At 47.6% G+C, this 14089-nt stretch carries 16 protein-coding genes and 1 tRNA gene; 12 read left to right on the top strand and 5 right to left on the bottom strand.

Annotation, left to right across the window (positions count from 1 at the left end; all coding sequences use genetic code 11):
• Positions 1-86: 86 nt before the first annotated feature.
• The 5 genes from R3I13_RS25315 to R3I13_RS25295 all read right to left on the bottom strand — a co-directional run bounded on the left by R3I13_RS25315 (position 87) and on the right by R3I13_RS25295 (position 2483).
• Positions 87-401, bottom strand: a complete 315-nt coding sequence (locus R3I13_RS25315; RefSeq protein WP_346320787.1) for a hypothetical protein — start codon at positions 399-401, stop codon at positions 87-89.
• 426 nt (positions 402-827) lie between these two features.
• Positions 828-930: transfer RNA gene (locus R3I13_RS25310), tRNA-OTHER, on the bottom strand.
• 745 nt (positions 931-1675) lie between these two features.
• Positions 1676-1957, bottom strand: a complete 282-nt coding sequence (locus tag R3I13_RS25305; RefSeq protein ID WP_346320786.1) for a hypothetical protein — start codon at positions 1955-1957, stop codon at positions 1676-1678.
• Positions 1958-1966: 9 nt separating this feature from the next.
• Positions 1967-2248, bottom strand: coding sequence for a hypothetical protein (locus R3I13_RS25300; protein WP_346320785.1), 282 nt, complete (start codon positions 2246-2248; stop codon positions 1967-1969).
• A gap of 10 nt (positions 2249-2258) precedes the next feature.
• The gene (locus R3I13_RS25295; RefSeq protein WP_346320784.1) at positions 2259-2483 is read right to left on the bottom strand and encodes a hypothetical protein; all 225 of its coding nucleotides are present in this window, start codon (positions 2481-2483) and stop codon (positions 2259-2261) included.
• Between the two features lie 174 nt (positions 2484-2657).
• Between R3I13_RS25295 and R3I13_RS25290 the strand changes: the two genes are divergently transcribed.
• The 12 genes from R3I13_RS25290 (at position 2658) to R3I13_RS25235 (ending at position 14089) form a co-directional block, all read left to right on the top strand.
• Positions 2658-3029 (top strand): hypothetical protein, encoded by a 372-nt coding sequence (locus R3I13_RS25290; RefSeq protein WP_346320783.1) that lies wholly within the window; start codon positions 2658-2660, stop codon positions 3027-3029.
• Between the two features lie 263 nt (positions 3030-3292).
• Positions 3293-3820, top strand: a complete 528-nt coding sequence (locus R3I13_RS25285) for an SHOCT domain-containing protein (RefSeq protein WP_346320782.1) — start codon at positions 3293-3295, stop codon at positions 3818-3820.
• A 394-nt stretch (positions 3821-4214) separates the two neighbouring features.
• On the top strand, positions 4215-4796 hold the full coding sequence (locus tag R3I13_RS25280) for a DUF4468 domain-containing protein (RefSeq protein WP_346320781.1): 582 nt from the start codon (positions 4215-4217) through the stop codon (positions 4794-4796).
• Between the two features lie 293 nt (positions 4797-5089).
• Entirely contained in the window at positions 5090-6127 is a 1038-nt protein-coding gene (locus tag R3I13_RS25275) for a hypothetical protein (protein WP_346320780.1), read from the top strand.
• A 286-nt stretch (positions 6128-6413) separates the two neighbouring features.
• Positions 6414-7019: a terminase small subunit gene (locus R3I13_RS25270; RefSeq protein WP_346320779.1), complete on the top strand. Its 606-nt coding sequence runs from the start codon at positions 6414-6416 to the stop codon at positions 7017-7019.
• Positions 7003-8391 (top strand): phage terminase large subunit, encoded by a 1389-nt coding sequence (gene terL, locus R3I13_RS25265; RefSeq protein ID WP_346320778.1) that lies wholly within the window; start codon positions 7003-7005, stop codon positions 8389-8391. The genes R3I13_RS25270 and terL overlap by 17 nt, the downstream gene beginning before the upstream one ends.
• Positions 8388-9992, top strand: a complete 1605-nt coding sequence (locus R3I13_RS25260) for a hypothetical protein (RefSeq protein WP_346320777.1) — start codon at positions 8388-8390, stop codon at positions 9990-9992. The genes terL and R3I13_RS25260 overlap by 4 nt, the downstream gene beginning before the upstream one ends.
• A 10-nt stretch (positions 9993-10002) precedes the next feature.
• Positions 10003-10362 carry a hypothetical protein gene (locus tag R3I13_RS25255; protein WP_346320776.1) on the top strand — a complete coding sequence of 120 codons (360 nt, stop codon included), beginning with the start codon at positions 10003-10005 and terminating at the stop codon, positions 10360-10362.
• Positions 10355-11188, top strand: coding sequence for a hypothetical protein (locus tag R3I13_RS25250; protein ID WP_346320775.1), 834 nt, complete (start codon positions 10355-10357; stop codon positions 11186-11188). Before R3I13_RS25255 ends, R3I13_RS25250 begins: the two co-directional genes overlap by 8 nt.
• Positions 11189-11469: 281 nt before the next feature.
• Positions 11470-12492, top strand: a complete 1023-nt coding sequence (locus R3I13_RS25245) for a hypothetical protein (protein WP_346320774.1) — start codon at positions 11470-11472, stop codon at positions 12490-12492.
• Entirely contained in the window at positions 12492-13574 is a 1083-nt protein-coding gene (locus R3I13_RS25240; RefSeq protein WP_346320773.1) for a hypothetical protein, read from the top strand. Before R3I13_RS25245 ends, R3I13_RS25240 begins: the two co-directional genes overlap by 1 nt.
• The gene (locus R3I13_RS25235; RefSeq protein WP_346320772.1) at positions 13547-14089 is read left to right on the top strand and encodes a hypothetical protein; all 543 of its coding nucleotides are present in this window, start codon (positions 13547-13549) and stop codon (positions 14087-14089) included. Before R3I13_RS25240 ends, R3I13_RS25235 begins: the two co-directional genes overlap by 28 nt.

Genomic DNA, 14089 nt, shown 5'->3' with positions numbered 1-14089 from the left:
GCCGGAGCCGTCGCCGTAGCCGTCGCCGTCGCCGTCGCCGGAGCCGTCGCCGTAGCCGTCGCCGTCGCCGGAAAGAAAAAGTTTAATTATTGCTTCCATACTGGCACGCTGTTTATAGAGTTAATGGCCTCGTCTGTCATTGGATGGAATTCTATCAGGTTTGTAATGATGCTCAGATCTGTGTCAGATAATTGCTCAGAAAACTTACAAGACTGAGGTCTGGAGACACCACATTTTGCGATCTGTGTTGCATCCAGCGCACCTTTCCAATAGTAAAGGCGCCTGATGGCATTAACGCCAATGGTTGTGCCTTCTATGAAGGCAATCTTGCCCATGAACACACCAGCTTTATCAGCGCGGATGATGTAGAATTTGTCTTTGTTAAAAAGTTTTGTTGCCATTTTGTACTTTTGATATTGTGAAATAATGATTAAAGATTTTTAAAGTAGGGGCGGGCAAACACCGCCCCCGTTTACACCAAAATTTACCTTACCGAGATTTCATCCATAGCCGTAGGCATTCCGGGTGTGATGTTAATCTCTACGTTTTCATGGTGACTCCCCTTTTGAATTGGGGTCCTCCGTGGAGGCTGGGGATTCGAACCCGCAAGGCCCTGGCCGGAAGGGATTACTTTAGGCCGGTTGCCGCCCCCATGTTAGCCGGTGGATCAATCCGGCGTTAAAAACACATCTCATCTTTCCGTTTTGGATTTGCTTTTTCTATCCTGTGATCCTGGTTGCGCTACTTCATAGTTAATATTTTTAGTGAGCCCCAGTGTTCCCGCCCGAAGCGGCCGCCAGGGGAATTGCGGATTTCAAAGATCTCTGTGAACAGGGCAGGAATCGAACCTGCATGCACGTCTGCTTTTGTACCCTTCAGCTTACATATCGGCCTACATGGCGTAGCGTCTACCAATTTCGCCACCTGTTCATCTGCCGGTCTTTCCCGGCTGTCATCCGGCTTTGCTATGTCCGGCACCACGGATCGTCTTATCCCAATCATGCCAACTGTACAGATTACACCCCGATTTACCTCAACAGGCTTTCAAGGTCGTTGAGCCTATTCCCCATCGAAGGGACACCTGAAGCGATAGGCTGATTGAAATTCCAGGAGCGAGAGCACTCCCGGCGGAAATCTAATTATCCCTATACCTATGAAAATGTCGTTGGTTGGATTTGGCCCAGCGCCCGCTAGAACGCCGAGCCTATAATCCAACCCCAATATTTAAAGAACTTTTTTTTCGATTTACCCGGAGTGAGATCACCCCCGGCTATTCTGATACTGACTCTTAAAAAGAGATCATGGCTTTTGAAGAATGTGATCAAGGATCAACCAGAACACCACGGCAAGCAAGGAAAAGCTTATCAACCCCATTATTCTATCCCACATCCTCAGCCTGCGCAACCGCTTTGACACCTTCCCCATCAGTCGAAGTATTTTCGATCATCGTAATCGTCCATTTCTCCCGTTGACCCTGGCGCCTTCATGTAGATCCATATCAGGCCTGCGGTGGACAGCACCAGTAGGGCAACCACGTAACCGATCATTGCCTTGCGTCTTTACGGAGTTTGTAAGACAGCACCACGCCAGCAAAGGCGAATACCACATAAAGCACGACCTGGATGTTTGCATATAAAGTAGAAATCTGTTCCATGATTGAAATTTTTAAGAGTTATCATTTATTTTGAATAAGAATACCGCAGGAGTTTGTGATCAGCTGGCCGATGTAAGGCCCTGCAGCAACCTGGAGCTTTTCGTAGTATTGGGCCAAGTGATCCGCTGCCATCATCCTGAATGCGTTTGCTGTACCGCGGGCAGACATCCGAACTACCCAGCTTTGGCTTTCTTTTGCCCGGCTTTCAGCTTCCTCTGCCTTAACCAGGTATTGGTCATGCCATTTTTTATGGTGCTCAGCCCAGGAGGCTGCCATTTCACGAGCGATAGTGTTTAAGGTCATTATCATAGATTATAGGTGTTTATGAATCAGTTCCCCGCCGGCGGATACCACTAAGCCTCCCTTGATATTGCTCCCTTCCAACAGCGCGCATTTCTGGTTGTACAGTTCCAGCTGCTCCTGGGCCTCACGTTCGAAGATTGCAGCCAGGGAATTCATTACCCCCTTTGTGTAGTGGTTGTCGGACAGATCAGCCCGTAACCGCGCTTTCCTTGCGTCCTCGACCCGAGAATTATAGGAGGTCATGTGGTAGGCCACTTCCGCTGATAGAACTTCTTTTTCGTACTGGGTCATGGTGGAGGGGTTAAAGATTAGAGGAGTTCTGCCGTTCTTCTATAAGCGTCATTGCGGATGCCAATACCTGGTCGTTCCAATATTTATCCTCAGGGTCCAGGGCTTTACTCACTGTATTACGATGAAAGCCGGAAGCCGCTGCGATATCCTTCAACTCAATACCCCATTCACGCACCTGGCGCTTTACTTTTGCCTTTTCTTTTCTCTTCTGGCTTTTTGATATTGCTACTGTCATATTGAGACCCGTATTTTCACGTATTCTGAAAAACCCTTATTTTTACGCTTATTTCACTGTGCGATGCACTGTATTTTTGCATTGACAATACAATGTTACGTTGCGAAACGCAATTAAACAATACCTAACGCAAAGTTTCGACAAATTTAAATTGCGAAACGCAATCTTTAGAAAATGTCTAAAAAAGAATTCGAGGAATTAGTGAAACTGATTCTTTATAAAACCGGGATGACGCGAGAGCAACTCTCAGAGGATAGCGGAAGGAATAAGGGTTACATAAGTCAAATACTTAGCCGTGGTGAAATTCCGGCTAAGTATGTTGAACTTTTGAAATTGAAATACCTGGTTGGAGGTTTAGAAGGTGAGAAAAAAGTTGAAATGGATTTAGGCGCTACAATTAGCAGAATCCAAGCAGTTTCAGATGTTACTTTGCTTGCTGTTGCAGAGCTTTTGGCAAAGGCGAATGGTCAATCTGCAGCTGTTGTTGCCGGGCAATTAGAAGATCTTGTAAAGAAAAGGTTAGATCAGCGGGAATCAAACAAATAATAGAGATTGCCGATTTTTTGTTTTTCCCTCTCTTTTTCTTTTTGGCCATGGCTGTAGGTTTTGGTGATTAACAAAATGGTATAGATGTATGCTCAACAAACCTATAACCACAGTACGCAGTGTATATGTTGTTCACAGTTAATAAATTTAAAGTTTAGCGCAGATACTCTGCGTAACAATCCCAGGAAAATTTCGTAGGTGTGAGAAGTTCTCTGAATAACAAATATTAGATACCAAATAATGAACATAAACTCCAACCAACTATGAAAAAGTCAATTCTTATTTTTTTTCTATTCGTAGCCTACGGTTCTAATTTAAAAGCACAAGACAATAAGAACGAATACCCAAGGGTGAATCAATACTCTGGAACTTTATACATGAATCAATTCGATTCATATAGGAAAGGCGATACTATATTATTAGGGATAGGGACATTACCGAGCGGAGATTTCAAATTTGCGACCAAATCACTTGCAAAAATACCACTTGCAAAAGAGTACCAAAAAAAGGAAGGAAGGATATCGACAGTTCGTTACCAAGGGAATAACAGAATTGGAAAGAAGTACAATGTATTTATCATCGTTGATGGGGTTGAGGTAGAAATTGATATTGCAAATGCATTGGCCTCAGGGGAAGTTGTTTCAAAGAATCAGGATTTAAATCTGCCGGAAAACATTAAATCAAGTTATTCCGTAGCAGACGAAATCCGAAAGTTAAAAGCACTTCTGGACGAGGGAGTATTAACTAAGGAGGAGTTCGAGGCGCAAAAGAAAAAGCTGTTAGAGAAGTAGTGCAGCCTCAAGATATCATAGTGGTTGCCAGGTCCATAAGGAAATGAATATCCTCTTTGGTTTTCATTTTGCAAAGGAGCAGATCAATTTTCAGCTTTTGGTTACGGAATTAGCCGACAGTAGGCAGGATTTTTGAGCGTTTCTTATATGGCCCTGCAGCACCGGAACATAAAATTGAACGGCAAAGTGGTTAGGGTGGGATTCCGGCTAGTTCATACCCCGCACCGGGGGTTTATAGTCGAATATCTGGGGTCAACCGCATTAATGGAGATACGACATGCTGCGGTAGTACTTCGGACAGCTTATGGGGCCTGGGACATTGATTTACTAAAAGTTATCAAAGATCATATTAAACTAAAATAATAATTTCCAGAAAGAAGCTTAACTAACCACTATGAAATACTATTCAATTCCATTTGCAATAATTGCGTTATTTTTCAATGCAATTTCGAGCAATGCCCAAGTAGTTATTTTGCCTGATACCCTTCCTGCAAATAACGGTATCGTTACATACAGTGATGTAATCAAGATCGATAGCGCAAAATTGGAAGAACTATACCGGCGAGCGCGTAGATGGTTTGTCGAACATTATAAATCAGCCAACAATGTTATTCAGTTGGACGATAAGCAAAATGGTGAAATAATTGGGAAAGGCATCATTAAATCTCATTGGGATCCGACGGCATTATCGGTTGTGCCAGTTGATATCAATCATACGGTAAAGGTTCAATTTAAGGATGGTAGATACCGGTACGAGGTCACAAATATCAACCTATCAATTTACAACAAAGGATATTATTCAAGTACAATAAATGTAAGCCCAAGCACTACTCACATGGTTGTTGAAGATTTTGTTAAAAGTAAGAAGAAGAGAGATAAAAGAATGCTTTACTATGTTGATAGGGATATCAACCGCCTCATAGTTTCTCTGAAGACAGCGATGCTTGTGCCTTCGCCACAAACTGAAGAGTGGTAGGTAAGCCGTGAGCCTTAAATGCTGGCTGAACCAATATCTGGATGGTTATGCCCTGAAAAGGTGCGAGCTTTGGCTGCGGTCGTACGAATATGGCAGGATCGCAAATCTTCACTTTCACGTTTACGAGCAATAGGCATTAGCCACCAAACAAGGGCGCAAGAAAACCATTCCCCATCAGGGCAGTTATCTAATTTTGGCTAATTAATTAATAAATAAATTTAGTATTTTATAAACTTATCCCATGATTTTAACCCCTTTAGTGAAAAAAAACATCTTATACCTAAACAGACGTTATGATACAGATTACAAAGCTGGTAAGAGAGCTTTCAAAAATTAGAAATGGTATTCCCCAATTGATATTTCACTCCGCAATTCATCCGGGGAGTTTCCTCTCAGTTAGGCAGCAGGTAATGAAATTAAAAACTGAACATGCGGATGTTGAGGAAATTGATGTTGTTGTTCATTCACCAGGTGGACTCCCAGACGACGCTTATAGAATAATCAGAACATTGAGATCCAATTTCAAAACTGTAAATATAGTTGTCCCTTTTTGGGCAAAAAGCGCTGCAACATTGATGGCCCTGGGAGGATCAACAATTATTCTTGACGAAGCCGGGGAATTGGGGCCACTCGATGTGCAATTAGGAAAAGCAAGGGAAGATGGTCCAGAATTTGACAGGGAGAGCGCGTTAAATGATGAATATTCATTAAAACGAATCGAACAGCGTTACAGAGAAGTATATGAGGCAATGTATATAAGGCTTTATGAGCACAAGAAAATTAATCTTTCCAAAACGGAAATGTCCCGTCAGTTGTTGGATAACTTGACAAAGTTCTATGAACCATTAATGAAGCAAATCGACCCGTACAAACTTGGGGATAAGAGAAGAAAGTTAGACATCGGGCACCAATATGGTACTAGGATTTTATCACAATATCATCCAAGAATTGATCAATCTACTATCAGGACAGTGGTGGATTATCTCGTTCATGGGTGCCCTGACCATGGATATATCATTGATTATGAACTGATATCGTCAAAACTTAATATAGTGAAACTTTCAAAAACATGGGGTGATGAATATCAGGCAGTTTTAACAGAATTATCCTTATATTTGGTTTCAAGTGACGCAGAAGATGAAGTCTTATTTGTTCAAGAACGAGATTCAAAAAAATCCACCGCTGAAAGTAATAAAAAGCCGCCCAAAAAGAATACCGGTACAAAACTTGCAAAATTACCTCAAAGCCCTAAATTTGCACAAAATGGAAAAGAAATTGAAAAAAACTCCAACTCAGGAGACCACCGCCAAGCAGAAGCTGGGGTTGTTTGATATTGTTTCCAGCAACTCCGAATCTGAAATTAGGATTGGAATTGCTCTTGCAGACGAAGAGGTAAGTAATGAATCCAGGAAGAGACGCCTTGAGGCCCCTCCTACGTTTGAAGAGAAGATTTTCCTATGTAATAGTAATCGTTAAGATATAAAATAAAGGAGCCAGTTCGGCTCCTTTATAGTTTAGGAGATTCATATAATTCTGATAATCAATTAAATATAATGATAGTCGATTTCTACCTACATTTGTAATGTAACTCCCTGATAACTACAGGGCTTACACAATATGAAGGGGAAGTCTGAAAAGAAAAAGCCACTCAATCCGCGCCAGAAAAAGCTTGCGGACACTTATTTGCAGACGGGGAGCGTAAAGTATTCCGCTGAAGCAGCTGGGTATTCGAAAAAGAATTCGGAATCACTCGGCTCTCGCACCCTAAAGAAACCCCATGTCCAGGCCTACGTCCAATCCCAGGCCGAGAAACTCGCAGAAAAAGTCGGTATTACCCAGGAACGTGTACTCAAAGAGTACGTTAAGCTCGCATTTTTCGACCCCCGTAAACTTTATGACGAATCCGGCGCCCTTTTAAAGGCCCATGATCTCGACGACGACACCGCCGCCGCTATTACCGGCATGGAGAAAGAAGAGCTTCACGAAGGGTACGGGGAGGAGCGCCGGCAGATCGGGTATACCACGAAAGTGAAGTTTTCAGATAAGCGTCAGGCGCTTGACAGCATAGCCAAAATGATGGGCTGGAACGCACCGGAGAAGAAGGAGGTTACCGGAAAGGATGGCGCGCCGCTTTATCCAGAGCTCGACCTTTCCGACTTAACGGACGAGGAATTGCGCGTCATGGCCAAACTGAAACGCAAGCTCAATGCTGAACATCTATGAAGTTGAGCTTGCGCGGCGGAATTTTCTGGATTACGGATCCTTGATGACTCCCAAATGGGAGGATACCTGGTTTCACGAATCATATTATAAAGTTCTTTCATTATTCGCAGAAGGGAAGATCAAGAAGCTGATGGTCTTTGTGCCACCTCAGCACGGCAAAAGCCAGGGGTCTACACGTCTTTTACCAGGCTATGTACTTGGTAAAGACCCGAACAGGAGGATCGCGGTAGTAAGCTACAGCGCACCCAAGGCGAGAAAGTTCAACCGGGAGATTCAGCGTCTCATCGATTCTCCAGAATACCGGCAAATATTCCCAGAGACCACCCTTGCCGGTAAAATGTCGGTAGAAGCAGAGGGCACCTGGATTAGGACGCTGGATGAATTCGAGGTTGTAGGAAAAGAAGGAGGTGTAAAAACGGTAGGTGTTGGAGGTCCGCTCACCGGAGACCCGGTGGACATGCTCATCCTGGATGACATCTACAAGGATCAAAAGTTAGCATGGTCGCCAACGATCAGAGAAAACATTGCGGATTGGTACGATACTGTGGGGGACTCCCGGTTACACAACGACAGCCAGGTTCTGATAGTATTCACCCGCTGGCATGAACAGGACCTTGCAGGGCGCCTTTTAAGCCTGGAGAATGATTGGCACGTCGTAAAGTACCCAGCTTTAAAGGTTGGGCCCCCTACGAAAGAGGATCCCCGAAAAGAAGGGGAGCCGTTGTGGCCATCGAGGCATTCAAAGGAAAAACTTGAAAAGAGCCGGCGCCGCAACGCCCATGTTTTCGACAGCCTCTACCAGCAGGACCCGAAACCGAGGGAGGGACTACTATACAAAGACCTGAAACAATACAGGGAACTGCCGCCGGAGGCAAGGGAAATAAAGATGGTGATCGACACCGCAGACACTGGCAGTGATTATCTCTGTGGTATAGTATACAGTCCAACGCCTTCAGGTTATTACGTCCGGGATGTGATATACACCACCGAAGGAATGGAAGTAACAGAGGGACAAACGGCCACGATTGTAACGAAGCACCAGGTGGCGAAGACCAAGATCGAATCCAACAACGGCGGCCGGGGATTCGCAAGGAACGTCGAGAGGATCTGTAGGGCGATGGGCAACCGCCGCAGTGCGTTCGAGTGGTACCACCAGACGAACAACAAGGAAGTGAGGATATTCACCGCAGCGGCAGAGGTACAGAACATGATCTACTTCCCTGCAGGCTGGGATTTAATGTGGCCGGAGTTTTACTCGGCTGTCACCGGTTACCTCGCCAAAGGAAAGAACGCCAACGACGACGCGCCCGACACGCTCACCATGATAATAGAAGAAGAAGGCAATTCAGAATATTTAATTCATTCAGGATGAATCTCAAGACGGCAGATATCAAACGCATTATCAAGGAAAGGCCCAACCGGGCCCTTGTGGACGCCGCACAGGCCCAGGCAAAGAAGCTGGCGGTACATATCGCGGGTATCGGCATGGACGATTATCTGGAGAAGATCAACTCCTTTGAGAATGACGACCAGAAGCGAAACCGGCAGAAATACGCCAAATCGAACGTAGATCTGTTCGACCGCGTTACACGCCCCATCGATGAAGTGTTCACTGCCCGCGGGGGATCGGTTCACTATAACCTACCTCAAACCCAGGAGCGGCAGTTCAGGGAGGCGCTTTCTTCAGTGGAATGGGGATATTCCCTGCGTAGATGGATGGACCGCGTTGCCCGCATTTACTACTTAATGGACCCCATGGGGATGGTCTACATGGAAGTCAGCCCGGATGGTTCCGCGTATCCTACGTATAAATCCGTAATGAACGTATACGACTACCAGCCCAACGGCAGGGACCTCGAATATATCATTTTCAAAACAAACAAGAAGGATGAATTCCGCGTAGTCGATGATACCTTCGACCGCATCGTTCGTTTCGACGGCGAAAGCATCCGTACAGTTTCAGACCAGACATTCCCCAACTACTTCGGTTATGTCCCTGGCAGGATACTGTCCGACATCATTAAGCCGGGCACCATGATGTTCACCTCGATACTTTGGACTGTGGTAGAGCTGGCAGATCAATATCTCAGAGACGGATCGGTGAAATCAATCTTTAAGCTCCTGCATGGATTCCCGAAATACTGGCAGTACGGCGCCGCATGCCCAACCTGCAACGGTACGAAATACGTAGGCGCTGATCTCTGTAAGACCTGTAACGGTACAGGAAAGAAGCTGAAATACGATCCTGCTGACAGTATTACCCTCCCGATCCCAAGAGAGAAAGATCCTGTTCTCGCGCCAGACGTTGCAGGCTATGTCACCCCGGATATTGACGGATGGAAAACCATGACCGACGAACTCACCTTACTGGAAGCACTTATCGAGCGAACCGTTTGGGGAACTCACAGACGGGAAGACGCCTCCAACGACACCGCGACAGGCCGGTTTATCGACGTTCAACCGGTCAACCGCAGACTCAACGAAATAAGCGATTGGGCGGAAGACATGGAAAAATTCGTGACTGATGCCATGGGGGAATTCATGTACCCCCAAACCTACAAGCCCAGTTCCGTGAGTTACGGCCGGCGCTACCTTATTGAGTCGCCAGATACCTTGTGGGAAAAGTACGAGAAAGCCCGCGGAGCTGGCTCACCGCAATGTACACTGGACGAGCTGCTCAAAGACTACTTCCATGCGAAGTATAGCCATGACCACGGCGCCTTACACAGAGCGCTTCGTCTAATGAAGCTGGAGCCGTTCGTTCACCAATCCATCGCAGAGGCAAAAATAGCCATAGGCGAAACAGAAGACTACATAGCCAAGGTTTACTTCTCGGAATGGCTCGGTACGTTGCAGGAACCTGAAATTCTCGTTTCCCCGCTGGAAACGCTCAGGGCAAATCTCAAAGCATATGCTGCAGCAAAGGAGAAAGCGCCTCAGGCTCAACCCCAGCCTATAGGATTCAATAATTAAAAATCATCATATGAACCACAACAAAAAGAAAAAGTATATCAACCTCAAGGAAGAGGGTAAAACAGCCGAAGAGCTGCTGGCTTTGATGCTGGAAGAGGGAGTGGCGGAAGCAGAGGCCAAGGAGGTGATCGAGGAAATTTTCAAAGCTCCCTCAGCTCCCGAGAAAAAGCCAAAAGCGCCGGAAGAAGAGGCGGTCCAGCACAACCAGGTCTACGAGGAATGGAAACTCGAATCCAACGGCCGTGGCGGCTTTGAGCGGTCAAGGAAGATCAAGGAGACGAAGATTTCTCCTGATCGTGCTGAGCGCCTGAACGAACAAAAGGAGAACCGAAAGATAGAGTACGTAAAAAAAGGAGGTGCCAATGCTTAACGAAGCAACTCAGAAAGCTATTGCCAAACTGCTGCGCATGGATGAGGCGGCTTTCACTACGGCTTTGAAAGATGAAAAGGAAGTAGAAGTGAAGCTCCCAGAACTCACTGCATTCTCAGCCGATGAACTGAGGGCCCGCGATGAGAACACCAAGCGGACCGGCTACAACGAGGGGAAGACCGCCGGCGAGGAACTACTCATCAAAGGCCAGCGCGAAAAGCTGGGGCTCACGTTCGAAGGCAAGGACCCGGACGCTTTTATCACAGCATTGAAGGAGAAAATCCTTTCAGACGCTAAGGTGGAGCCGAACAAACAGCTCCAGGAAAAGGAAGTCATGATCACCAACCTGCAAAAGAACATTCAAACCTTGCAGGGGCAGGTGTCAACCCTGGAAGGAGAGAAAACCGCCATATCAAACCGTTCTAAGCTGTTGGCCTACTTCCCTGAGAACACAAAGACGAGCATTTCGCCCTCAGACATTCTTACACTTGCAGAGGCCAACGGCTTCAGCTTTAAGGAAGAAAACGGCATACTGGTTCCATCCCTCAACGGCCAAGTGGTCCGCGATGCTACTACCCAAAACCCAATCCCAGCACAACAATGGCTGCCGAATTTCCTCAAGGAAAAGAACTACATCGTCGCAGAAGAACCGAACCGCGGCGGCCGTGGCGCCGGCAGCGATAAGATGACGACCGGCACGGCAACGAAGATGAGCGAGGCAACCAAAGCATGGGAAGCCGAAGGAAAGAGTGCGAACAGTGCCGAATTCCAGGCACATGTATTGAAGCTGGCGAAAGACAATCCGAACTTCGACATGGATAATTAATTCCCACTTCCATATCCTGAAGGGCCCCGAGAAATTGGGGCCTTTTTTAATATGTGCAAAAAATTAATAAATGATGAATTGGCCATGGTATTGAGTTTACTCGGGTTGCTCAGAAATTATCATACTGTTACCTTTGTTATGGAGGCAAGAAGATCAGCCCAAGATGCGCGGCCCTTCTTGCGCCGGTAACCGCCGGGGATATTCGGCAAAGTGATTTCGCCCAAGATGCTGGGCAAAGTATCGCCCCAAGATGCTGGGGACAATTTCTTCACACATGAAAAATGCCTAATTTTTCACCGTCGAACCTTGTGAAGGCACAGGCTCGACTCATTGATCGCTTCACTGAAGCAGAACTCCGTTCAAAGCAATCTCCCGCTCTCGCACTGGCACTGAAGAACAGGTCAATTCTGATCCCGACACATGAGCAGCTTCGCACCCGCGAAGACCGCCCTGTAGAGGCTTATGTGCTTGCCCGTACAAAAAGAGCAACCACAGCTGCACGCACACACAACCACGCCGGTAACCGCGGGGGTTCATTCGCAATGCCCTTGTCCTGGACCTCATTCGTAGACAAGTTTTCGATCTCTCTTAAGCAGCTCGACAATAACGTCTTCGCATTTGAGGAAGCATTGGGCCAGCAGCTGCTGAACTCCGCCATCAACATTCACGAATCGTTGGAAACATTCCTGATTGACTACCTGATTGCTCAGCGTTCACAGATCAATGCTGCAACTTCAGGGGGTACCTGGAACGCGACAAACGATGCATTCGAAATTGCACTGGCCAACAAGAGCCGGTTCTACCAGCTGGCAAAGTCCATGATGCGGCAGAACAACTACCGCGGCACCTTCGATGTGCTGGCATCGTCTCTCACGTACGTGGATGGTGAGTTCTACGCAAACCAGGGCGGCGGCAATCAGACCAATACCAACTTCCAGTTCACGGGCCTGAACATTCAGGAATCCGTTGAGTTGGAGGACGCAAACTACGCAGGTGGTATCTCGCTGATCATGCCGGCCGGCCAGTTCGCCGGGCTCCCCTGGATTCCCAAGCAGAACCGTGAAGGTCACGGAGACTACAACTCCTACCTGGGTGGTTACGGCTCTATCCTCGACCCGACTGGCTCAGGCCTGACGCTCGCCGTACACGGCTACACCCAGCGCGCTGACACTTCCGGTTCAAATGGCAACACCCAGGACGACGTGATGGAATTCGAGATTTCCCTCGACCTCGCACCGGCCCTGGCGCCGCTGTCAGTAGCAACTGAATCCGTAGTGTTCGAAGTCGCACAACTGGCCGCATAATGTACAGGCGGGAAGTCATACAAGCCCTTTTCGGCCGTGTCGGATTCCGGCAGCCCACACAGTCGGGTAGCCCTGTAATTACACCTGAGAACAAAAAATGCGACTCAGGACGGTTCTTCCAGGACTACCACGCTATCGTATCTCCGGAAAACATTAAAGCAACCGCAGAAGATCCCGCTCTCGATGATGCGAAGTTAAACACGTATCTGAAGGACCTGCAGGAATCTGCCATCGCCGCGGTGTTGGATGGGATATTCAGCGTGCCGGAGATCATCGAGCAACGCCTGGAGCTTATCAGGGGGACAGAAGAAGTGGTTCCTGTGGCCAACCAAGGGCTGTTCGTCGGTCGCCAAATCCGGGTCGTTCCCGATCCTACTATCCTGGTCCGCGTCACCCAGGCTGCGCTGTTCTTCAACGGGGTAGCAACGTTCAATCTGTACCTGTTCCATAACCTGAAGAAAACATCTCTATACTCCAAGGAAGTGACCACCGAAGCAAACAGCCAGGTGGTCACCAAACTGGGTTGGGACCTCAGCTATATGGCAGCAGCGTATAAGACGGGCGTGTTCTTCCTGGGTTACTTCCAGGATGATCTGGGCGGAGTCCAGGCGGTAGACGAGCGCGCATGCTGGTACGCCGGCAACTGCTACGACTCAACTGGCATGGCCGCGGTGCGTAATCCTGCGCCGGAGGTGGACTTCGTTCGTACTACGCCGCAGTTGTCTTCCGTGGCGTACGGGTTAAATCTGGAATTCACCAGCGGGAAGGACTACACGGAGATCATTCTAAACAATGTAGCAGCTTTCGACAAGGCGATCGGCCTTCAAATGGCAGCTATGGTTGTAGAGAAGATCATCAACTCTGTGCGGTCCAACAAAACCGAAAGAATTACCAGGGAAATCGCGGACCGGCTCTACATTGACCTGAACCAGGCAATGCCGACGGTTGAAATGCCGTACTCATATGGCCTCAAAAAGCAACTCGACCGCGAACTGATGCGCCTGCATAACAACTTCTTCCCGAAGGATACGATCACCGCTAAGACCGTCCCGGCATGCTCTACACAAAGAATGATCCCGTAGGGCTGGACAAGCCTATACAACGGTTGCAGGAGTACCTGCATGGGAAGCTGCTGGCACTTTGGGGGATAGATACCTCCCAGTACCAGGCTTACGGCAGATGTTATAGGAATCAAACCGAAGACGGGTACATCCCGGAGGTGTATATCGGAGGGAACGAGTACAAAGAGGTGTATGTTGATGACACGGTGACCGCCCTGTCCTTTTTCGGGCTTTCCGGTCATACGAAGGTTGACGGCGCCGGGTATGCAGACGTACACTTGATCTTCTTCGTAAACGTCCAGGCGTTGAAAAACGTGCCGCACCGGGGTGATGAAGAGGTCCGCAGGGATGTACAGCGACTTATTGCACCAGGCAAGTTCGGCTTCTCGCTTAACGGGGTGGAGTTGTGGATTGATAACGTATTCCGGGAGTACTCTGGTGCCAGAAGGAGCCAGGGTATCAAGTTCCGGGACATGCACCCGTTCCATTGCTTCCGCCTCAATATGAAACTATCGTACAACATTTTCAACTGCTAA

Source organism: Chitinophaga sp. YIM B06452, from assembly GCF_039655965.1.
Taxonomy (GTDB): Bacteria; Bacteroidota; Bacteroidia; order Chitinophagales; family Chitinophagaceae; genus Chitinophaga.
Note: the sequence above shows the minus strand (reverse complement) of the source record. Positions and strands in the feature narration are given on the sequence as shown.

Bases quoted from the DNA above. Each gene is read 5' to 3' on its own strand.
- R3I13_RS25315 (WP_346320787.1), bottom strand. From the start codon at position 401: ATGGCAACAAAACTTTTTAACAAAGACAAATTCTACATCATCCGCGCT.
- R3I13_RS25305 (WP_346320786.1), bottom strand. From the start codon at position 1,957: ATGACCTTAAACACTATCGCTCGTGAAATGGCAGCCTCCTGGGCTGAG.
- R3I13_RS25300 (WP_346320785.1), bottom strand. From the start codon at position 2,248: ATGACCCAGTACGAAAAAGAAGTTCTATCAGCGGAAGTGGCCTACCAC.
- R3I13_RS25295 (WP_346320784.1), bottom strand. From the start codon at position 2,483: ATGACAGTAGCAATATCAAAAAGCCAGAAGAGAAAAGAAAAGGCAAAA.
- R3I13_RS25290 (WP_346320783.1), top strand. From the start codon at position 2,658: ATGTCTAAAAAAGAATTCGAGGAATTAGTGAAACTGATTCTTTATAAA.
- R3I13_RS25285 (WP_346320782.1), top strand. From the start codon at position 3,293: ATGAAAAAGTCAATTCTTATTTTTTTTCTATTCGTAGCCTACGGTTCT.
- R3I13_RS25280 (WP_346320781.1), top strand. From the start codon at position 4,215: ATGAAATACTATTCAATTCCATTTGCAATAATTGCGTTATTTTTCAAT.
- R3I13_RS25275 (WP_346320780.1), top strand. From the start codon at position 5,090: ATGATACAGATTACAAAGCTGGTAAGAGAGCTTTCAAAAATTAGAAAT.
- R3I13_RS25270 (WP_346320779.1), top strand. From the start codon at position 6,414: ATGAAGGGGAAGTCTGAAAAGAAAAAGCCACTCAATCCGCGCCAGAAA.
- terL (WP_346320778.1), top strand. From the start codon at position 7,003: ATGCTGAACATCTATGAAGTTGAGCTTGCGCGGCGGAATTTTCTGGAT.
- R3I13_RS25260 (WP_346320777.1), top strand. From the start codon at position 8,388: ATGAATCTCAAGACGGCAGATATCAAACGCATTATCAAGGAAAGGCCC.
- R3I13_RS25255 (WP_346320776.1), top strand. From the start codon at position 10,003: ATGAACCACAACAAAAAGAAAAAGTATATCAACCTCAAGGAAGAGGGT.
- R3I13_RS25250 (WP_346320775.1), top strand. From the start codon at position 10,355: ATGCTTAACGAAGCAACTCAGAAAGCTATTGCCAAACTGCTGCGCATG.
- R3I13_RS25245 (WP_346320774.1), top strand. From the start codon at position 11,470: ATGCCTAATTTTTCACCGTCGAACCTTGTGAAGGCACAGGCTCGACTC.
- R3I13_RS25240 (WP_346320773.1), top strand. From the start codon at position 12,492: ATGTACAGGCGGGAAGTCATACAAGCCCTTTTCGGCCGTGTCGGATTC.
- R3I13_RS25235 (WP_346320772.1), top strand. From the start codon at position 13,547: ATGCTCTACACAAAGAATGATCCCGTAGGGCTGGACAAGCCTATACAA.